Origin of the sequence: Shewanella metallivivens (assembly GCF_028750675.1) — a bacterium.
Taxonomy (GTDB): Bacteria; Pseudomonadota; Gammaproteobacteria; order Enterobacterales; family Shewanellaceae; genus Shewanella; species Shewanella metallivivens.
In genome coordinates this window covers 104,525-125,905 of the sequence record NZ_JAQQPZ010000001.1, presented here as the reverse complement: position 1 = coordinate 125,905, position 21,381 = coordinate 104,525, and the positions used below count along the sequence as shown (strand labels likewise).

The following is a 21,381-nucleotide window of genomic DNA, read 5'->3' as shown; positions in this document are numbered from 1 at the left end:
GAGTGCCTATTAATTGACCTGTTCATATTTATGACCAACCCGACTCGTTGTGTAATTTAACTGACTGTGAAATATATTGGCACTTTATATGTCACATTTTGGGTCAAAAAGTACTGTTTTGGTGCAATCCAAAATACATCACTTTGGATATATCCTTTTTTTGCATTTGTATTGCCTTAACCTTTCGCTTAATAAAGACAAAACAACAAGGTACTGTTTTTAATGATTTTTAGTTTTATTTCGTATGTTTTTTAGGTTATATTTTGTGCGCGCGTGCGTTTTAATTGCACAGATTATGTTTATATTTTACTCAACACTTGCGTGTTATATGCTCGCAGCGATACTTAGTGACTGTGTAATAACCAAGGTTCAATCTACAACAAACAATTAACATGCCAACAAATTGACAGCGTCAAATTTAATTGTAAATGTGGCTAATTTGAGATAACAAATTGGTCCTGTGACTTGTACAACTTTTGAATGATCTAAAATAAAGTGTCACGTTTTAAACGCTGGGGAGTTGTCTTTGTCGCCATTTTATTGTCGTTTTAAGACTAACTAGATTATGATGTGCGCTGCTATAAATTCATTTATGTAGATTTATTACAAGCACTTTTAAATAGGCATTGACAGTAGGTACTTTGAACAGCTGTTTTACTTTTTTTAGTAACATGACTTATCGCCATTGGCTAATTGTACCGGTGGTGTTTTCGGCTGTGTGTTTTGCTTCTTTGAGTGACAACTTATTTACTGATGCTTTTTTTACTAGAATAAGCGAACGTTACGGCCAACAAAAGGTTGATGATTTTGTTGATTGGCATGCAGCAATTAATGATGGCCAAAATAGTGATGATTACGAGCGTTTATTGTTGGCAAATCGGTTTGCTAATGAGCGGATTGAGTTTAAATCTGATTTAGCCCATTGGAACAAATTAGACTACTGGGCAACGCCCAGTGAGTCGCTGGGTACTGGTAGTGGTGACTGTGAAGATTATGCCATTTTTAAGTACATGACTCTGATTGCCATGGGCATGGATGAACACAAACTGCGCTTAATGTACGTGCGTGCATTAACTTATGACGAGCCGCACATGGTGTTGATTTATTTTGAGACGCCGTCGTCGTTGCCGCTGGTGTTAGATAATCTTAACCGCAAAGTGTTGTCGGCAAACCGTAGGCCAGACTTAAAGCCCATTTATTCTTTTAATGGCCAAGGGTTGTGGTTAGCAAAGGCACATGGTTTAAGTTCAACTAAACCAGACAGTAAAGGGACTAATGATTGGTCTATATTAATGCAGCGAATAGAAAATGGTGAATAACTTTTACAAGGTTGACAATTATGTTTAGAAAGGGAATGTCTTTACGGTTGCAATTGTATTTATTGATTGCATGTTTGTCTTTATTTAGCTTTGGCGCGGCGCTGTATAACAATGTGTCGAACATGCGCGACTATTTAAATGAGCAACTAGCCTCGCATGCGCAAGGTGCAGCCCACAGTTTGGGGTTGTCTATATCACCTTACATGGACGAAGCAGGCCTGGTGATTGCCGAAACCATGACCAATGCCATTTTTGATTCTGGTTATTATCAGCATATTACGTTTACCGACCTTGATGGAAAGGTTTTATTTAAACGCGACAATCCTAATGGTAATTTTGCTGTACCTCAGTGGTTTATTGACTGGTTTACCTTGCACCCTCCGATAATGACCAGTGAAGTAAGCGACGGCTGGCGTATTGCTGGCACATTAGAAGTACAGTCGCATGCGGGTACCTCTTATAAAAGTTTATGGGACCATGCCATTAGCAGTTTAGCCGCAACCTTGTTGCAGTTGTTTGTGGCAATGATTTGCGCTTATTTGATTTTAAAAGCGGTGCTTAATCCGTTACGCCACATTGAAAAACAAGCTGAGTCAGTTATTCAAAAACGTTTTACGCTTAATTCGATTAATCCGTTTACCTCTGAACTGCGCACCGTGGTTAATGCCATTAACCGCATGGTTGAAAATGTGCAGCGCTCGTTTAACGAGCAAACCAAGCTTGCTGAAGCGCTGTCGCAAGAGGTTTACATTGACCCACACACCGGCTTGCCTAACCGCCGTGCATTGTTAAAACGTTTTGAGTCGATTCAGGCAGAATATGATGTACACGGTAATCGATTTTATTTGGGTTTAGTGTCTATGACCTCGTTAAAACACATTAACGACATGGAGGGTTATGGCAGTGGTGATGATTATATTTTGTCTGGGGCGCAGTTATTTAGTCAGCAGATGAGCAGCTTACAAGATGCGACTTTGTACCGTATTTCAGGCTCTGAGTTTGCTTTTTTAAGCTTATTAACTGAAGACGCCGCTAAAACAATAGACCAGCAAATTGCCAGTAGTATTAACATCGAAGCCTCTGATCGGTTTGTACATGGTTTTGCTAAGCATTCGCTTACGCGGGTTAATCACCAAGAGGAATTTGCAGAGGTGGTTAAGCGTTTAGACCATCAACTTGTGCATAATCAGTATGCACAAAACGACAAAGGCTTAGTGACGCCCCAGTCAATGCAAAAGAATCACACTCGAGAAGAATGGGTGGGTATGCTAACTCAGTTTACTGAGTATTTTACAAATGAGATTAGCCATTGTCATCCAAATGACTTTGCCATTAAGTGTATTCCGCTAGACAAGATATTTGATTTAATGCTGCAACCTGTTGTGGACGACAATCAGTCGATTCTTTATGTTGAGTCATTTGTGCGTTTTAAAGTAGACGGTGAAATGTTGTCGACATTAGACGTGTTTGCCATGGCAGAACGTTTAGGTGTGTTACAGGAGCTTGAACAAGCCGTTGTGTGTTTTATATTTTATAAGCTTTCGCACATTGAACATACCCGTGTGGCCATTAATATTAGTAACCGTGCGCTACATAATCCGGTATTTACTGATTGGTTGTTCGATATTTATCAAAAAATGCACAAAACGCTTCCACCACTTTTGTATGAATTTAACGAGTCGGGCGCCATGCTTTCTTTGGAATCGACCGAGAAATTTATTCGCCGCGCAAAACAATTAGATATTGATATTGCCATTGAGCGATTTGGTTCTAGCTTAAGTTCGTTTTGTTACATTAGAAACTTAAACATTGATTATATTAAGATTGATCCTAGTTATGTGCGTGATATCGCCCAGGCTGATACGCGCTTTTTTGTGCAAACCGTGACCCAAATATGCCATGGCATTGGCATAAAAATCATTGCGCCACAGGTAGAGTCGGCTCTGATAGGTGAACATTTTTCACTCATGAATATAGACGGATTGCAAGGTAATGGATTGTATGCCGTACGGAATTTCAGTACAATTATTCCTGCAAACGCTAACCACTCATGGACATGTGCATTGCAGCTGAACGACTTTAGTCAATCAACCAATCACGAGGCAACATAATGCGTAAAAATAAACTCTCTTTATTACTTGTTTCAGCGCTGTTGACAACTGGGATGTCTGCCGGTGTTTCAGCTGCCAGCCTGGACGATTACAACGCAGGCTTAGAAGCCGCAGTAGCCGCTGGCACTGTAGGCGATTACACTGAACAAATGCTTGCTGGAGCAACCGCAGAAGAAGCAGAAGCCATTTTGGCAGCTGCACTACAAGCGGCTGGCACTGACGAAGCTGCACAAGCTAAAATTCTTGCTGCTGCGACCACAGCAGGTGTATCACAAGACAAAATTGCAGCTGTTGCTGCAGTAAACGGCGTGTCTGCTAGTGTAGTGACTGCGGCAACCAATGCTGCAACTGCTGCTGGTTCGAATAACGCTGCTAACTCTAACAACCCTGTAGCGATTGCAGCGGCTAATAGACCAAACCCTGGCAGTGGTAACGGTAACAGCGGTGGTAATAATGGCGGCGGTGGTGGCGGCGGCGGAGCTGGTGCTTCTGGCAACTAATTAGCCCGATATAAGTATTAAAAGCCCATTAATATGGGCTTTTTTGTGGGTGTTTGTAAAAGAAGGAACTAGGTGGTAGCTGGTAGGTATTGTTGCTCTACCCGCTCGTCAGTTTTTTCCGTCATCCTCGAGTGCTTAGATCCCGGATTTATAAGAGTTACCGGGACGATCCAGGTGTTTCTTCACCGCCCGTCATCTTTTGCCGTCATCCCTGAGATCTGTTATCAGGGATCCAGGTGTTGCTTCACCGCCCGTCATCTTTTGCCGTCATCCTCGAGTGCTTCCATTGAGGATCCAGGTGTTTCTTTTAAGTATCAAGGGCGCTTTGCTGCAAGTGACAAGGACGGACTTCGTCCTGCAAGAAAAGACATAAGAGCAAAAGCCAACACCTGGATTCCGGCTTTAAAAGCGTTGCCGGAACGACGGAGTAGTGGGCGTCATCTGAATACGAATCAGCTAATGACGGAGTAGTAGGCGTGGTTGGATGATGCAGCTATGGTCATCGCTGTCATGCCCCAGCCGCACGTCATCCTTGCATGCCTTTAGCGGGGATCCAGGTGTTGCTCTATGCCGTCATCCCTGAGTGCTTAGATCCCGGATTTATAAGAGTTACCGGGACGATCCAGGTGTTGCTGTTAAGTATCAAGGTCGCTTCGCTGCTAGTGACAAGGACGGACTTCGTCCAGCAAGAAAAGACATAAGAGTAAAAGCCAACACCTGGATTCCGGCTCAAAAACATTGCCGGAACGACGGTGTAGTGGGCGTCATCTGAATACAATTCAGCTAATGACGGAGTAGTAGGCGTGGTTGAATGATGCTGCTATGGTCATCGCTGTCATGCCCCACCCGCACGTCATCCTCGCATGCCTTTGGCGGGGATCCAGGTGTTGCTCTATGCCGTCACCCCTGAGTGCTTTTATCAGGGATCCAGGTGTTTCTTTTGACCTTATTTTTAATCTCTAGATTTCAAGATCTTCCCAGCGTGGATTAAATTTTTCAATTAATCCTATTTTCCATTCTCGCTTCCAATTTTTAAGCTGTTTCTCTCTCGAAATTGCATTATATATATCATCAAACACTTCGTAGTAAATCAATTGGTTAATTGAATACTTTTTAGTAAAACCATCATTTAAACCGGCTTTATGATCGTACACGCGCCTCACCAAATTAGAGGTTACACCAATATATAATGTGCCATTAGGCCGATTCGCCATTATGTAGATATATGATTGCTTAACCATAAACATTTTGCTCTGCTTAAATAATGTAAAAAATATAGCAGTTAATTGTGAGCTTCGTTGCACAGCGTCAGAGCTTTAAATCTGTAACCAATTACAAAAGATAAAAATCAACACCTGGATTCCGGCTCAAAAATCATTACCGGAACGACGGAGTAGTAAGCGGCGTTTGGTTTTAGGTGTTGCTCTTTATGCTCGTCATCCTCGCATGCCTTTAGCGGGGATCCAGGTGTTGCTTCACCGCCCGTCATCTTTTGCCGTCATCCCTGAGATCTGTTATCAGGGATCCAGGTGTTGCTTTTAAGTATCAAGGGCGCTTTGCCGCAAGTGACAAGGACGGACTTCGTCCTGCAAGAAAAGACATAAGAGCAAAAGCCAACACCTGGATTCCGGCTCAAAAGCATTGCCGGAACGACGGTGTAGTGGGCGTCATCTGAATACGAATCAGCTAATGACGGAGTAGTAGGCGTGGTTGAATGATGCTGCTATGGTCATCGCTGTCATGCCCCACCCGCACGTCATCCTCGCATGCCTTTGGCGGGGATCCAGGTGTTTCTTCACCGCTCGTCATCTTTTGCCGTCATCCCTGAGGGCTTAGATCCCGGATTTATAAGAGTTACCGGGACGATCCAGGTGTTTCTTCACCGCCCGTCATCTTTTGCCGTCATCCCTGAGATCTGTTATCAGGGATCCAGGTATTGCTGTTAAGTATCAAGGTCGCTTAGCTGCAAGTGACAATCACGGACTTCGTCCTGCAAGAAAGACCAACAGTCAAAGCCAAGTTACAGCAGGGCTTGTTCTATGTCGGCGATTAAGTCTTGTACATCTTCTAACCCCACTGAGATGCGTAGTAAATTGTCGGTGATGCCTGCGGCTTGTCTGGCTTCTGGGGTGTAGGGTGAATGAGTCATGGAGGCTGGGTGTTGAATGAGGGATTCGGCGTCGCCTAGGCTGACGGCGATGGTGAATAGTTGGAGTCGGTTGACGAAGTTAATCGCATCTTGTTTGTCGCCTTTAAGTTCGAATGCGATAACGCCGCCAGCACGTTTCATTTGTTTACCCACAAAGCAGTGGCCCTGGTGATGGGCTAAACCAGGGTAGAATACCTGGCTAAATTTAGGGTGGTTGTCTAAATATGTTGCTAGCTGTTCGGCGTTGTCGCAATGGCGGGTTAAGCGTACATCTAAGGTTTTTAGCCCACGTAATATTAACCATGCGTCGTGGGGCGATATGACGCCGCCAAAGTCTTTTAATATTTCAAACTTTAAGTGGTGCATGTGCTCTGCGTTTCCACACACTATACCTGCGATTACATCGCCATGACCATTTAAGTATTTGGTGGCGCTGTGGATCACCATGTCTATGCCTAGGGCGAGCGGTTGCTGCAATAGTGGCGTCATAAAGGTGTTATCGACTATCGACACTAAGTTGTGGGCTTTGGCGATGCTTGCCATTTTACTGAGGTCGAATACTTGCAAATGAGGGTTGACTGGGGTTTCGCAAAACAACACTTTGGTATTGGGTTTTATTGCGGCTTCAACGGCTTGCATGTCGGTAAAGTCGACTAATGTGGTGCTGATGCCTAGGCGCGTGAGTTGGGTGGTCATGAGGGCGAAGGTGCAGCCATAAACTGCTTTTGATGCAACCAAGTGATCGCCTGCGTGCAAATGGGTTAACAGTGCGCTTGATACAGCAGCCATGCCAGATGCGGTTGCGGCGGCATCTTCTGCACCTTCTAACAGTGCCATTTTACGCTCAAGCTCTGCTGTTGTTGGATTACCTAGGCGGGTATAAATATAGCCCTGCTCGTCGCCTGCAAAGCGGGCACCACCTTGTTCTGCGCTGTCAAATACAAAGGTGGCTGTTTGATAAAGTGGCGTAGTGAGCGAGCCAAAGGCTTCGCGTTGATGACCGCCATGAATGGCTAAGGTAGCTGGGTTCCATGCTTTGTGCTTGTTGTGTGACATTGTCTCTCCCTGAACCACTTTGTTATTAAGTTATTTTGGTCGTGGTCAGGTTTTAAGATACAGAGGATTGCAGGTTAGCCAAGTCGTTAGTATTAAATAAGCGTGAGATAGGTTGTAAATACAATGTTACATCGTTGTGTCTGCATTTAAAGACTGCTTTAGTCGTTGCATGCCCTGCGCTATGCTCACCAAGGGTTGGTAGCCTAAATCACGTTTGGCAGCGCTGATATCAAAATAATGACTGGTCGATAGTTGCCTGGCGACAAAGCGGGTCATGATGGGTTCTTGCGCTTTATTCAGCAGGCCATATACGGTTTCAAGCACTACACCTGCGGCATAAGCAACACCAGCAGGCACGCGCTGAGTGACAGGGGCTAAATTGGCACACGCTAAAATTTGATTTAACATCGCGGCCATGGTGATGGGTTGATCGTTACTTAAAAAGTACGCTTTACCGGCACTGTTAGCCGCATTGACTAAATCGACCGCAGCCAGAATATGGGCATAGGCGGCATTGTCGACATAAATGGTGTCGACCAGTTTATCTTGTTTACCCACCAGCTTTAATCGCCCTGCTTTGGCTCGCTCAATGACTCGTGGCACTAAATGAGGATCATGTGGCCCCCAAATAAGGTGTGGTCGTAACGCGGTTGTTTTTAAGCTGTCGCTATTGGCGGCTAGCACCATTTGTTCAGCGATTGCTTTTGATTCGCCATAATAATTGAGGTACTGGTTGGCATAAGGTGCTGACTCATTAATGCCGTTTTCATCAACGCCAGCAAAGGTGACACTTGGGGTGCTGGTATACACAAGTGATGGAATATTAAGCGCCTGACAAGCATTGATAATATTGGCTGCGCCATCAACATTGGGTGAGTAGTAGCTTTGTTTACTCCCCCAAACACCCGCTTTTGAGGCCACATGAAACACCATGTCACAACCTTGCATAGCCTGTTTGACACTGGCAAAATCGCTAATGTCGCCGCGGTGCATATCAACACCCAACTTAACAAGATGAGGGTAATTGCTACGGGCAAACCCAACCACGCTAATGCCTGCGGCCAGTAAACGCTGGCAAATGGCAAAACCTAAAAAGCCACCCGCGCCAGTGACAAACACCTTATTGACTTGAGCGCTTAGCAAGGTTAAAGCGTTTTGCTCTTGGGGGGCTAAATCAGTTAGTTTCATGCAGTATCCTTACTCTCGCCACTTTGCTTGTGCCCAAACGGCGAGCTTTTCACGGAAAATTTTGGCGTTATGGCGCACATCTACCGGAAAATCAGGGTGGATTAAAAAGCGGTTAATGCCTTCGGTGTGAGGGTGTTGCTCTGCAAGTTTGATTAACGCTTGGTACAGCACATTCGCATTTGAACATACGATGTCTTTATTTAATTCAATACAGATAACCGGCACGGTATGACCGGCAACATCAACCCCAACCAATGCCGAACGTTTTACCTGCGGATGTGTATTAAATACGCGCTCACACGGAATGGTAAAATAGCGTTTTAACCGTTGCTCGCCACGTTTTGCATCAACAATATGCCCTTTGCGGCCACACATCCATAATAATCCGTCATCGTCTAGATACCCGACATCGCCCATGCGGTGACGATAGACTTCACTGTCATTAATTTTGGCATTTTTAGTGGCTTGGTCACGCTGATAATATGATTGACTCACCATAGGGCCTTTAACCACAATTTCACCAATGTGATTTGCGGCTAATGGGGTAATGCTGTCCCAGTTTTCGATGGGGTCATCGGTTATCGCGATGATGCTGATATCAACCGACGAAATAGGTTTACCCACACATATCCCCTTACCCTGATCGGTAAGATTACTTGTGTTGAATAACGCATCGCTGCCTATCATGCTGACAGGTAAAGACTCGGTAGCGCCATAAGAATTAAGCACTTGCACATTAGGGTTGAGCATTTTACTAAAGCGTTTTATGGCGCTAATGGTCGCGGGAGCACCTGCTGAAATGACTCTTTGTACACTGCTTAACTTATGCTGAGTTTGCTCGCCTGCCTGGCCTAAACGTTCAAGTAAGGCGGGGTTAACAAACATATTGCTGCATTGATACTGCTCGATGGCGGCAAATAAGTTTGCGGGATTAGCGGTAATGGGTTTGCTGGCGTCCATGTCTGGCACAATTGAAGCCATGCCTAAGGCTGGACCAAATAACGAGAATAATGGAAACGTGGCTAAATCGCGCTCACCAGGGCTAATGCCATAATCATTTTTAAGCGCACTGATTTGTGCTTCAAACATGCCGTGGCTGTACACCACACCTTTTGGGGTACCGGTGCTGCCACTGGTAAACAAAATGGCGGCCATGTCGTTAGGTTTTAACATTGCCATAAAAAATGGTTGTCTGACGTTTTGGCCAAGCTCGATGATGGTTTCAAGGCTTGTTGCATTAGCTAACCAACGCTGTAAACCTGAACCGCCGACATTAATGACCTGTTTTACACTACTTTTACCCCAGCCCAATACCCGCCTGGCGATATGCGCTTTAGGAATACCAATAAACACGTCTGGTTGTGACTCTTCAAAGCATTGTTTGAGGTTTTTAATGCCCATGCCTGGGTCGACTAAAATAGGGATAACACCGGCTTTAAATAACGCAAATGTTAACGAAAAAAACTCAATGCTTGGGGTGACCATCAACACGGCTTTCATGCCACGCGTAAGGCCAAACTGCAATAAACCTTTGGCAATCGTGTCTGATTGTTGATGCAGTGTGCTGAAGTCGATTTCTTGATATTTAAACTGACCTTGCTTGGCTTGTTGCACAGCTACCGCTAGCGCTGTCGGCATGTTTTGCGCAGCACGTTGAAGGTGCTGGCAGATATTAGCATTAGCTTGAGTGGATGTTTGAGTCATAAGCAATCATTGTAGACGGTTAAAACAAATAAAAGGCTCAAGTGAGCCTTTTATTAATTAGTTTTGGGCGATAAAGTCTTTAATTAGCTCTATCACTTCATCGCTGGCGTCCTCGAGAATGTAATGACCGCAGTCAGCAAACTCGTGTACCTGCGCATGAGGCATGCGTTGGCGCCATTCTGCCAAAAAGTGCTTGTCGAATACAAAGTCTTTTAAGCCAAAACAAATCAATGTTGGCACTGTCGTAAATTGACTTAAGCTGTCGCCGATACGGGTTACAAGATCATAGTTACGATCGCCTGGCTTTAAGGGGATATCTTGCACAAAACGCAACGTTGAAATGCGGTTTTTCCATGAATTAAACGGGGCGACATAGGCTTCGCGCACTTCTTTACTCATGGGTTTACGCTTAACACCCACGTACGATGCCGCTGACGAAAACGCATTTAAACCACGAACCAGTAAGGTGCCGAGTAAGGTTTCACGGCAAATCCATAATGCCCACGGAAACGGCTTGGTTTTAGGCAAATGAAACGCTGCAGTGTTTAAACACACAATGCGTTTGATGCGCTCAGGGTGGCGAGCAGCAAAGCCCATGCCTATCATTCCGCCCCAATCATGCACCACTAGGGTGATGTTTTGTTTGACGTCTAGGTTGTCGAGCAAAGCTTCTAAATCGTCAATACGATTAGCTAACGTGTAGTCGTATTGTGGATCATCAGGTTTGTCTGAATAACCACATCCAATATGGTCTGGTACGATGCATTGATGGTTATCACTCAACGCGCTCACTAAATTACGGTAGTAGTAACTCCAGCTAGGATTACCGTGCACCATCACCACAGGCTCACCTTGGCCTTCGTTGATGTAGTGCAGTTTATTGCCATTACGGTCTAAATAATGACTGTTAAAGGGCAGTAAGTTGTCTAGCATGATGCATCCTGTAAACTATTTTTATAATGAAATGCAAAAACGTCAGTGCAGCCTCAGGCTTACCACTTAATTCCTAACATCATGCAGTTTAAGCCACTGCCTATCCCTAAAAAGCTGACTTGATCGCCAACACGTAAAAAACCCGCGTCGTGTGCTATGGCTGCAGTCACGGGTAATGATACCGTGCCCATGTTGCCCAGCTTTTGATAGGTCGGGTATTCTTTCTCGTGCGGAATATTCAGTGCATTAAGCACTTGTTTGCGATTTGAGGCGCCCACCTGATGACAGATGACTTTATCAACCTGCTCAACCACCCAATCGCGTTGAGCTAAAAAATGCTCCCAGGTGTGCTTGGCAAGTTCAACGCCTTCTTTTAGTAAGGTCACCGCGTCAGTGCGCATAAACTCGCGATATAGCAAGTGCCCTGCTTCTTGCAGGCCCCATTGGCACAGTTGGTGATGCTCTGGTGCCGATAAATGACTTGCACCGAGTAACTGATGTTGGCGCGTGGTTTTAAGCGGCAAACTGCCGTCGGTTAAAATCACAGCTATGGCACCTGAGCCACCGGTTAAGGTTGCAAGTGATTGGGCAAAGTTTTGCATTGTTGGCTCAGCAAGCATGTGCTCGATGGTAGCATCAACAATGTCGCGTGCCGATTCACATGAAACCACCATACCTGCTTTGATTTGACCAAGCTCGATACGGTTTGCAATATCTAAAATCCCCGACAACACACCTAAGCAGGCATTGCTGATGTCGTATATTGCGGTGTCTTTTGACACTCCCAATTCAGCGGCTATTCGGCAAGCTGTCGCGGGCTCATGTTGGTCGCGGCAAACACCGGTGTAAACCACAGCGCCAAGATCGCTAACTTCGATGCCCGTTTCATTCACCGCTTTATGTGCGGCTGCGATAGCACCATCAGACAGACGATGGCCTTTCGGCCACCAGCGACGCTCGGTAATACCGGTTAATGCGGCAAGTTGTCCCATTGGAATTCGGAACTTTTGATAAAGCGGTGCTAAGCGAGATTCTAAATCGCTACTCGACACTACTTGTGGTGCTAGCTCATAGGCCAGACTATTGATAAAGACGCGTGAATATTTCATTAAACCGTATAATTCGCTTCGCTCTAGTTAGCCAAAAGCCCCTAGAATAGTTGTTATTCGTTATTAACCCGCCATTTGAACAAGAATGGCTTCATTATTCAATCAAAAACCGCAGCCAAGCCGGGTTATTTCAGATTTTTTTTGCCAGACTGTTAAGCTGGTTGATTAACAACGTCTTTGATTGTTATCACATTCAATAAAATACAGACTATTAAACAAAGGCTTAACTGTAATTTAAATTTTATCTCGCTTAAGTCGCTGTTTTAATTGCTTGAATTAATGCGTTTCGTGGTGTAACACTGTTTGGACAAAATTCACTCAACAAAACACGATACCCTTGTTGTTGTAAAAAACACACTCGGTCTAGCAATAACCAACATTCTAAGGCTCGTCGAAATAAGTGTGCGACTAAATCAATGCGCTTGGTGAGTCGCTGCCTTGTGATGCCGCGCTGTAAAAAAGCGTCAAAATCGATGTCATTGTTTAAGGTTAAGCCTTTTTGCTCTGCCGCCCAGGCACAAAAGCCAGCAAAACTGCCGCTCAGTTGGCTTTGTTTTATGGTCGGCACAGGTAAATAAGCATTAATGCCACGTATGGAGCGCTGTAAACTGTCAAAACCTAAACGCCATGCCACTTCTTGCAAACGCAATGCTTGCTGTTTAGAACTGGCAATCACGCTTTGTTGCAGTGGTAATTGTAAGTCATGCTTTGCAAGCTTGAGTTTACTGGCTTTAGCCTGAGTAGAAAGTGGCTGATAATATGAGTGTTGGATTAAGTGATAACAGCAAGGCGAAATTGAAATCGCTTGGGTATTCGCTTCGGTTGCCAATTTGATTAATCGCACATGTAAGTCGCCGCATGCATGCAATGCTATGGCATGTTGTTGCGGAAAAAACACCTTATCCTTTGAGGTTAATGGCGCAAATGCATCGGCACATATAAACCGCTGTGGTAATTGCCATTGTGTGGCAAATGCCCGGCCTTGTTCGCATAAGCTGGCTTGCCATTCTAGACTGGTCACCTGAACCTGTTGTTGTTTGGCAACTAGCCGCCCTAAATGACCTTTCCCGGCACACCACTCTAGTATGGGTAACGGTGTTAAATGCGGCTGTTGCTGTGGGTTAACATGTTCAGCAAAAGCGGTTATTTGCTGCCATTTTCGTCCTTTAATGTGGGCGCTAAAATGCGCTAAGTCGGTTTGTTCTTGGCCATGTGATTCAGCAGTACACCTGCTTGTAGGCAAAGTGATGACTAACAAGCTTAATAACGCTATCAGTTTATCAGCATTAGGATTATCACTTTGTTCAATGTCCAGGATAAGGCTTGGTAATAACGTTTGCACAAGTTTATCTTGGTCAGCATCGATATTATCTAATTCTACATCGTTTAATTGCCATACGGTTTGCGCTAAACAAGGAAATGCGTGCTGCCAAGGTAAGTGGTCACACTCAAACGCGACCAGCTGCCATAAGGGTTTTAATGCTTCGAGCAATGAGTCGAGTGATTTGAACGTATGTTGATAATCGATTGCTGCCATATTTTTGCTGACGGTTAACCTTAGCTGATTGAAATGTTAGGATGCGTGTCATGATAAGTTGGATCGGATTGTAAACTATGCACTCGCCTTGTGTCGCCCGTTGTGGCCTTAATGAAGAAGATTTTTGTATGGGATGTTTTCGTCATATTGATGAAATTGTAACTTGGTCGAGTGCTTCTGATGAACAGCAACAACAGATTATTGATAAATTAGCCGACAGAAAACAACAGTTTTTGGGTGAGACTAATAACCAAACCCTGTCTCGCGCCAAATGGTTAGATGCTGAAAAGCGTTTAAAGCGGTAAAAGTGTATTCAAAGTGACTAAGATGAAGTATCAAGGTCGCTTTGCTGCAAGTGACAAGGACGGACTTCGTCCTGCAAGTCAATGCAAATGTGCTAAAGACACACCTGGATTCCGGCTCAACAGCATTGCCGGAACGACGGTGTAGTGGGCGGCATCTGAATACGAATCAGCTAATGACGGAGTAGCATCATTGCTGGAATGACGGAGTAGCATCATTGCTGGAATGACGGAGTAGTGGGCTTGGTTGGATGATGCAGCTATGGTCATCGCTGTCATGCCCCACCCGCTCGTCATCCTCGCATGCCTTTGGCGGGGATCTAGGTGTTTCTTTTAAGTATCAAGGTCGCTTCGCTGTAAGTGACAAGGACGGACTTCGTCCTGCAAGAAAAGACATAAGAGCAAAAGCCAACACCTAGATTCCGGCTAAAAGCATTGCCGGAACGACGGTGTAGTGGGCGTCATCTGAATAAGAATGAGCAAATGACGGAGTAGTAGGCGTGGTTGGATGATGCAGCTATGGTCATCGCTGTCATGCCCCACCCGCACGTCATCCTCGCATGCCTTTAGCGGGGATCCAGGTGTTTCTTTTAAGTATCAAGGGCGCGACGCTGCAAGTGACAAGGACTGACTTCGTCCTGCAAGAAAGGCATAAGAGCAAAAGCCAACACCTGGATTCCGGCTCAATAGCATTACCGGAACGATGGTGTAGTGGGCGGGGTTGGATGATGCAGCTATGGTCATCGCTGTCATGCCCCACCCGCACGTCATCCTCGCATGCCTTTAGCGGGGATCCAGGTGTTGCTCTATGCCGTCATCCCTGAGTGCTTTTATCAGGGTTCCAGGTGTTGCTGTTAAGTATCAAGGGCGCGACGCTGCAAGTGACAAGGACTGACTTCGTCCTGCAAGAAAGACATAAGAGCAAAAGCCAACACCTGGATTCCGGCTCAAAAACATTGCCGGAACGATGGTGTAGTGGGCGTCATCTGAATAAGAATGAGCAAATGACGGAGTAGCATCATTGCTGGAATGACGGACTAAACACCTGGATTCCGGCTCAAAAGCACTGCCGGAACGACGGAGTAGTGGGCTGCATCTGAATAAGAATGAGCAAATGACGGAGTAGTGGGCGGGGTTGGATGATGCAGCTATGGTCATCGCTGTCATGCGCCACTCGCAGGTCATCCTCGCATGCCTTTGGCGGGGATCCAGGTGTTTCTTTTAAGTATCAAGGGCGCTTTCTGCAAGCGACAAGGACGGACTTCGTCCTGCAAGAAAAGACATAAGAGCAAAAGCCAACACCTAGATTCCGGCTCAAAAGCATTGCCGGAACGACGGTGTAGTGGGCAGTGTTTGACTATGAATGAGCAAACAACGTGTTAGTGGATGTTGTTTGAAACCGAGTGTTCACATAACGTTTGCGTTGTTTGAACAACCTATTCACGGGCATAGTCCAAACGATGGGTACGCCCTACTTTTTCATCATGGCTTTTAAGTCTGCAAATGGATTGTAGGTTGCCGCTTCTTGTTTTGCTTCTTTGGTGCTGCCGTATCGTATTAACTCTTCAAAGCGTGAATGCTCGTTGTCGTGACAATACAAGCAAAGTAGTTCCCAATTTGAACCATCTGATGGGTTATTATCATGGTTGTGATCGCGGTGGTGTACGGTCAGTTCGGCTAGGTTTTTATGAGTAAACTCGCGTGTACAACGGCCACAAACCCATGGGTATAGTTTAAGTGCTTGTTCACGATAGCCCTTTTCTCGGGTGGCTTTGTACTCTCGGGCTTCTGCTAGCACTTTATCGAGTTTGCTTTGGTTTTGGTTCGTTGACATACAAGTCTCACTCAGACAAAAAAATTACCCCAAGGATAATCACTGTTATCACTTGGGGCAATTGTTTATACGCTGTTATTTGACGATTATTCAGCTATTTGAGCAAAATTCGATAAATACAGACAATGTAAGTTACGTTCATACTGGGTCACGATATCTGCAATACTTAGCAATAGAACACACATTAAACCGCTTTGATATTAGCGATACCTGCGGTTAGATTAAAGCGCATGGCATCTTCAAATGACCAGTCAACATAAATAAGATCGTCACGTTTAACCAAGCTGGTGACCCCAGCCATTTGATAACTGAGTTGAAATAATACTGGTACCCAGTCACCTTCAGGTAATGCATCTGCCAATGGTTGAGGTGCTGACTCACTCATAATAAAACCAACAACATAGCCACCATTGGCTTGTTTAACTAATACGGTTTTTTGCGTTTTAGGCTCGCCATCACGGTTCATCAAACTGGCAATATCACGAATACTGCCATACACCGACTTAAACAAAGGAAACTTCATTAGCTGGTTTTCTATCCAGCCATATACCCATGCTATCGGGCTCACTGAAAAAAGTAGCCCCGCAACAAAAATTAAACTCGCGACTAAGCAAAAACCTGCCCCGACAAAAACTGACTTAACGCCAACAATTTCAAGCAGTAATTGACCGAGTCCATCAAGAGAAATAAATAACGACCAAAACAACCAAATGGACAATACCATTGGCAATAAGTTGGTTAATCCGCGCGCAAGTGTTTTTTTCATTGATCACATAAAAGAAGAAAGAACAGAATAAAAATGTTAACACAGTTTGCTTATTAGTCACTTCAAATCTATTCACTGTATTGAACTTGCTAACGGCCATGTTACATCGCCGGTCACAAACACTAAATGACGGATTACTTATTCGTATTGGCAACATTGAGCCATTGATGACGACCTAACTCTAATAGTACGCCAACAGCCAAGCCTGCGGCTGTATTAATTAATAAGCATGTTATTGCCGTTGAAAAAATCACAAAAATACAAAAAGGCTTACCATCTATAAAACGTTTTGACCATGCTAATTGCGTCCCAGCGATGGCAAGAAGGCTACCTAAAATTGCAAGAGGTATTAATGAAAGCGCACTGGCAATACCTTGGCCCCAAAAGAGGGCAATCAATATACATGTACTGCCAAAAATGGTGGGGGCTAACCATGTGCGAGCACCAAAGTGATATTGCACTGCAAGTCCACCTGCGCCATGGCACATTGCTGTTGCCCCAAAGGGGGCTAGCAATAAATTAGCCCAACCAGAACTTTTAGCGAATTGTTGCGGTTCAAATTTGGCAGCATCTTGAGGAAATTTATCTTTCGCGATAGCTGATACTGCAATCACTGCGTTCGTCAAGGTCAACGCTAACTGCGGCAATACCAGTAACATTGCAGCAGCGCCCCACTCATCCGCGTTTGGCCAACTTAATTGCCATGTACTGGCTTGGGAAAAATTAAAACTAGGCGCTGTGCCACTGGTATATTGCCAAGTAATGCCGAGGATTATCACTAACGGCATGACCAAATATTGCATTGGCATATAACGGCTAGCAAACAATAAACCAAAGGCTAGTAGGCCAATGAACCAAGTTTCGCTCATCATAACGCCACCAAGCCAGATAAGTTGAAGTCCGATTGCTAGCTGGATCCCAATACTGATTGCTGGCGATAACTGTTTCGCCATCCATTGAATAATGCCGCTATAAGCGAATATAAGCAGGATGATACCCATTAAAATGGCCGATGCTTGGAGCATTCCGAGAGACATACCTTCTGCAATCACTAACGCACTAATCACCTTCATTGGTTGTACCGGCATGGGTCTGCGGTAATAAAATGCGGTAAATAAGGCGAAAAAACCGAACCCCAAGAATATCCCTTGAGGAGAAAAGTGATTAAGGGCGATTAAGCCTAATACTAAAGGAAGGAAGGTGCCTAAATCTGCAAAGGCGCCACTAAGCTCACCTGAAATCTTATTGACGTTGTCGAAACGATTGATTTCACATCTCATAAATCTTGCCGTAGGTAATAGATACTCGATTACAGCAATTACAATGCCAAATTTAAAATGAGACACAGATCTCAAAAAAATTCTCTAAATAACACATTGGCTGAATTGTAGGGACAATTTGAACCAATGACGATTTTATGAACAGTCATTATGTCCAATCAGTGTTGATATGTTCAGCTTTAACTTCACCTCATTCATAAGGCATAAAAAAGCCCCTCGAAAGGGGCTTTAACAAACATAATGTAACGATTAACTCTGGTATTTGCTATTTGAGTTTATCACTCAAAAAATTACAACCCTTTTTCCATTTCTTCATACGACACATGGCGTACGTCTTTGCCTTTTACATAATAAATGACATATTCGCAGATGTTTTTACAACGGTCACCAACACGCTCAACTGCTCGTGCTGCCCATAACACATCTAAAACACCAGGAATTGAGCGAGGATCTTCCATCATATGAGTCATTAGCTGACGGATAATTCCTTCGTACTCTTTGTCTAGCTTGGCATCCGCTTTATGAAGTTCAAGTGCTTGATCAGCGTCCATACGCGCTAGAGCATCAAGGGTTGAATGCAACATGCGTGTTGCATGGCGGCCCATATTTTCAATGCTGACCAGTAATGGCTGTTGGTTATTGGCACGGTTTTCAAGTGCCGCTTTAGCGATACGCACACACGCATCACCAATGCGTTCTAAATCGGCAATGGTTTTTGTAATGGCGATAATCATACGTAAATCACTTGCAGCTGGCTGGCGCTTAGCAATAATACGAGTGCATTCTTCGTCAATCGACACTTCCATGCCGTTAACTTTGTGGTCGCCATTAATAACCGTTTGTGCCAGTTCAGTGTCTAACGTTGCCAGTGCATCTAACGCTTGTTCTAGTTGACGTTCAACTAAACCGCCCATGGCCAATACGCGGTTACGAATATCTTCAAGTTCAGCATTAAACTGACCCGAAATGTGTTTACTTAAAATCATCTTGTCCATAATACCCACCTAATTCAGAAAGTTAATCAAAAACGTTATTCGCAAAAATTCACAAAATTAACCGTAACGACCGGTGATGTAATCTTCTGTTTTACGCTTTTTAGGGGTAGTGAAAATCGTGTTGGTGTTGGCGTACTCTACCAATTCACCCATGTACATAAAGGCCGTTTGATCAGATACGCGTGCAGCCTGTTGCATGTTGTGCGTCACAATCACTACGGTGTATTGTTTTTTCAGCTCAGTGATCAACTCTTCAATCGTTAAGGTTGAAATAGGATCCAGTGCCGAAGTGGGCTCATCGAGTAATAATACTTCAGGTTCAATAGCGATGGCACGCGCAATCACTAAACGTTGTTGCTGACCACCAGACAAACCAAAGGCATTATCGTGCAAACGGTCTTTTACTTCGTCCCATATTGCGGCACCACGTAAAGAACGTTCTGCAGCTTCATCTAATTCACGGCGGTTATTCACGCCTTGTAAACGCAAGCCATATACCACGTTTTCGTAAATTGATTTTGGAAACGGGTTAGGACGCTGGAACACCATACCCACATTACGACGCAGTGTGGCAACATCGACTTTTTTGTCATAGATGTTTTGTCCATGAAGTAAAATTTCACCTTCAATTTTACAGCTATCAACTAAATCGTTCATGCGGTTAATGCAACGTAATAACGTTGATTTACCACAACCACTTGGGCCAATGAAAGCGGTCACCTGCTTTTTTGGGATCTTCATCGACACATCAAATAGCGCTTGTTTAGTGCCGTAACGTAAATCAAGGTTACGGATCTCAAGTGCGGTATCCTGCGCGGGTAAGTTAACTAAATCAACTGTTTCTGTTTGCATTGCTGAACTATCAATAGAAATCATTTTTTGTCTTTCCTTCAGGATATCGCTAATTAGTGTTCTAGCGAACGGAATTTTTCACGTAAATGGTTGCGCACGCTGATTGCGGTTAAGTTAAGTGCAACAATTACTGATACTAATAAAAACGAGGTTGCGTACACCAATGGACGTGCCGCTTCAACGTTAGGGCTCTGGAAGCCCACATCGTAAATATGGAAACCTAAGTGCATGAACTTACGCTCTAAATGCACAAACGGGAAGTTCATATCTATCGGTAATGTTGGGGCAAGTTTAACCACACCCACCAACATTAACGGAGCAACCTCGCCAGCTGCACGTGCCACAGCTAAAATTAATCCGGTCATAATGGCTGGACTCGCCATTGGGATAACAATGCGCCATAAGGTTTCTGCTTTGGTTGCCCCTAAGGCTAAGCTACCTTGACGAACGGCTGAAGGTATACGGCTAAGGCCTTCTTCGGTTGACACAATCACAACCGGCAATGTGAGGATAGCCAAGGTTAATGCAGACCAAATAACCCCTGGTGAACCAAATGTCGGTGCTGGTAAGGCTTCAGGGAAAAATAATTGGTCAATTGAACCACCCATCATGTAAACAAAGAACCCTAAACCAAACACCCCATAAACAATCGACGGTACACCCGCTAAGTTAATCACCGCGATACGGATCATCTTAGTAATTGGGCCTTTTTTAGCATATTCATGTAAGTAGATAGCAGCCACAACACCAAACGGTGTCACAATAACGGCCATTAACATCACCATAAACACGGTACCAAAGATAGCAGGGAACACTCCACCTTCAGTATTGGCTTCACGTGGGTCATCGTTAATAAAACGACCAATACCCACAAACCAATGACCGACTTTTTGCAGCAAGCTCATGTGGTTGACATAGCTAACATCTAAAATAGAGTCTAACTTTAGAACCACTTCTTGACCACGCATGTCACGAATAACGACCGAGTCTCGGGCTGCTTTATCTCGCAGTGCAAATAAGTCTTTTTCAAGGACTAAATAGTCTTTGTTTAACTGATCAATTTGCGCTTTGATGTCGGCTTTACGCGCATCGGTTAGCTCACCATCAAGCTCATAACCACGTTGTTTTAAGCGTAAACGTTCAATTTGATAGTTAATTGCACCAATGTCAGATTTTTGTAAATCAACGGCTTGCTCAGAAATCTCAACGGCACGCTCAATGTGAGTCACCAATGAGGTTTCGATGTCGGTATCACTGTTTAATGCTAAACGCTTACCGTCTTCGATGACCGCAATAGGGTAACCGTAAAAATTACCGTTCTTAGTTCGCTCAAATTTAGCAATGTCAGTTGGTTGAGTACGGCTCACAACATCAGTTGCTAAAATCCAACGAAAATCTAAACCAACAAACTCACGGTTACCGGTTTTAACAAGATAACGTGTCACAAACTCACCAGGGTGTTGAGTAAATGTATGCCCCGCTGACAATAAACGCTCGGTTGGCACTTCTTCGCGGTCATAAACCTCCCCGATTAAAGTGCTTTTTACACCTTGATTATCTTCAAGCTGCCACTCATAGACATCAGCAGGCCAAAAGTAGCTAAGGCCACGCCATGCGATTAACAGTAATAAACCAAGAACGGCTATTAAACTGATACTTACGGCACCACCGGTCATCCAAATCCACGGTGAACCTGATTTAAACCACTTACCCATTGCACAAACCTCTCAAGGCGATTGGCGAATT

18 protein-coding genes are annotated in these 21,381 nt (G+C 44.5%); 4 read left to right on the top strand and 14 right to left on the bottom strand.

The annotated features are described in order from the left end of the window. Window positions 1-671: 671 nt before the first annotated feature. Genes PQR79_RS00540 through PQR79_RS00530 form a run of 3 tightly spaced genes read left to right on the top strand, consistent with a single transcriptional unit; the run spans window position 672 to window position 3,930 of the window. Window positions 672-1,319 (top strand): transglutaminase-like cysteine peptidase, encoded by a 648-nt coding sequence (locus tag PQR79_RS00540; RefSeq protein WP_238106034.1) that lies wholly within the window; start codon window positions 672-674, stop codon window positions 1,317-1,319. Between the two features lie 20 nt (window positions 1,320-1,339). Then, window positions 1,340-3,430 carry a bifunctional diguanylate cyclase/phosphodiesterase gene (locus PQR79_RS00535; protein WP_274408350.1) on the top strand — a complete coding sequence of 697 codons (2,091 nt, stop codon included), beginning with the start codon at window positions 1,340-1,342 and terminating at the stop codon, window positions 3,428-3,430. Continuing rightward, window positions 3,430-3,930: a hypothetical protein gene (locus PQR79_RS00530; protein WP_238106036.1), complete on the top strand. Its 501-nt coding sequence runs from the start codon at window positions 3,430-3,432 to the stop codon at window positions 3,928-3,930. The genes PQR79_RS00535 and PQR79_RS00530 overlap by 1 nt, the downstream gene beginning before the upstream one ends. A gap of 959 nt (window positions 3,931-4,889) precedes the next feature. Here PQR79_RS00530 and PQR79_RS00525 read toward each other — a convergent pair. The 7 genes from PQR79_RS00525 to PQR79_RS00495 all read right to left on the bottom strand — a co-directional run bounded on the left by PQR79_RS00525 (window position 4,890) and on the right by PQR79_RS00495 (window position 13,606). Continuing rightward, the gene (locus PQR79_RS00525) at window positions 4,890-5,171 is read right to left on the bottom strand and encodes a GIY-YIG nuclease family protein (protein ID WP_238107716.1); all 282 of its coding nucleotides are present in this window, start codon (window positions 5,169-5,171) and stop codon (window positions 4,890-4,892) included. A gap of 779 nt (window positions 5,172-5,950) precedes the next feature. After that, entirely contained in the window at window positions 5,951-7,135 is a 1,185-nt protein-coding gene (megL, locus tag PQR79_RS00520; RefSeq protein WP_238106037.1) for a methionine gamma-lyase, read from the bottom strand. A 126-nt stretch (window positions 7,136-7,261) separates the two neighbouring features. Beyond that, window positions 7,262-8,323 (bottom strand): 2-alkyl-3-oxoalkanoate reductase, encoded by a 1,062-nt coding sequence (gene oleD / locus PQR79_RS00515; RefSeq protein ID WP_238106038.1) that lies wholly within the window; start codon window positions 8,321-8,323, stop codon window positions 7,262-7,264. Window positions 8,324-8,332: 9 nt separating this feature from the next. Next, window positions 8,333-10,027, bottom strand: coding sequence for an olefin beta-lactone synthetase (oleC, locus tag PQR79_RS00510; RefSeq protein WP_238106039.1), 1,695 nt, complete (start codon window positions 10,025-10,027; stop codon window positions 8,333-8,335). 57 nt (window positions 10,028-10,084) lie between these two features. Next, window positions 10,085-10,960 carry an alpha/beta fold hydrolase gene (locus PQR79_RS00505; protein ID WP_238106040.1) on the bottom strand — a complete coding sequence of 292 codons (876 nt, stop codon included), beginning with the start codon at window positions 10,958-10,960 and terminating at the stop codon, window positions 10,085-10,087. A 59-nt stretch (window positions 10,961-11,019) separates the two neighbouring features. Next, window positions 11,020-12,069, bottom strand: coding sequence for a 3-oxoacyl-ACP synthase III (locus PQR79_RS00500; protein WP_238106041.1), 1,050 nt, complete (start codon window positions 12,067-12,069; stop codon window positions 11,020-11,022). A gap of 250 nt (window positions 12,070-12,319) precedes the next feature. Continuing rightward, window positions 12,320-13,606, bottom strand: a complete 1,287-nt coding sequence (locus PQR79_RS00495; RefSeq protein ID WP_238106042.1) for a methyltransferase — start codon at window positions 13,604-13,606, stop codon at window positions 12,320-12,322. Window positions 13,607-13,683: 77 nt separating this feature from the next. Between PQR79_RS00495 and PQR79_RS00490 the strand changes: the two genes are divergently transcribed. Continuing rightward, window positions 13,684-13,911 (top strand): DUF1289 domain-containing protein, encoded by a 228-nt coding sequence (locus PQR79_RS00490; RefSeq protein WP_238106043.1) that lies wholly within the window; start codon window positions 13,684-13,686, stop codon window positions 13,909-13,911. Between the two features lie 78 nt (window positions 13,912-13,989). Here the strand turns inward: PQR79_RS00490 and PQR79_RS00485 are convergent, their stop codons facing one another. The 7 genes from PQR79_RS00485 to pstA all read right to left on the bottom strand — a co-directional run bounded on the left by PQR79_RS00485 (window position 13,990) and on the right by pstA (window position 21,350). Next, the gene (locus PQR79_RS00485; RefSeq protein ID WP_274408349.1) at window positions 13,990-14,205 is read right to left on the bottom strand and encodes a hypothetical protein; all 216 of its coding nucleotides are present in this window, start codon (window positions 14,203-14,205) and stop codon (window positions 13,990-13,992) included. 1,174 nt (window positions 14,206-15,379) lie between these two features. Beyond that, the gene (locus tag PQR79_RS00480) at window positions 15,380-15,742 is read right to left on the bottom strand and encodes a YajD family HNH nuclease (RefSeq protein WP_238106045.1); all 363 of its coding nucleotides are present in this window, start codon (window positions 15,740-15,742) and stop codon (window positions 15,380-15,382) included. A 184-nt stretch (window positions 15,743-15,926) separates the two neighbouring features. Then, window positions 15,927-16,508, bottom strand: a complete 582-nt coding sequence (locus tag PQR79_RS00475; protein WP_238106046.1) for a DUF502 domain-containing protein — start codon at window positions 16,506-16,508, stop codon at window positions 15,927-15,929. A gap of 134 nt (window positions 16,509-16,642) precedes the next feature. After that, complete coding sequence (locus PQR79_RS00470) at window positions 16,643-17,788, bottom strand: putative sulfate/molybdate transporter (RefSeq protein ID WP_238106163.1); 1,146 nt, start codon at window positions 17,786-17,788, stop codon at window positions 16,643-16,645. A gap of 290 nt (window positions 17,789-18,078) precedes the next feature. Beyond that, the gene (gene phoU / locus PQR79_RS00465) at window positions 18,079-18,783 is read right to left on the bottom strand and encodes a phosphate signaling complex protein PhoU (protein WP_238106047.1); all 705 of its coding nucleotides are present in this window, start codon (window positions 18,781-18,783) and stop codon (window positions 18,079-18,081) included. 57 nt (window positions 18,784-18,840) lie between these two features. Then, window positions 18,841-19,659 (bottom strand): phosphate ABC transporter ATP-binding protein PstB, encoded by an 819-nt coding sequence (gene pstB, locus PQR79_RS00460; RefSeq protein WP_238106048.1) that lies wholly within the window; start codon window positions 19,657-19,659, stop codon window positions 18,841-18,843. Window positions 19,660-19,688: 29 nt separating this feature from the next. Further along, window positions 19,689-21,350 (bottom strand): phosphate ABC transporter permease PstA, encoded by a 1,662-nt coding sequence (pstA, locus tag PQR79_RS00455; RefSeq protein ID WP_238106049.1) that lies wholly within the window; start codon window positions 21,348-21,350, stop codon window positions 19,689-19,691. Window positions 21,351-21,381: the final 31 nt, after the last annotated feature.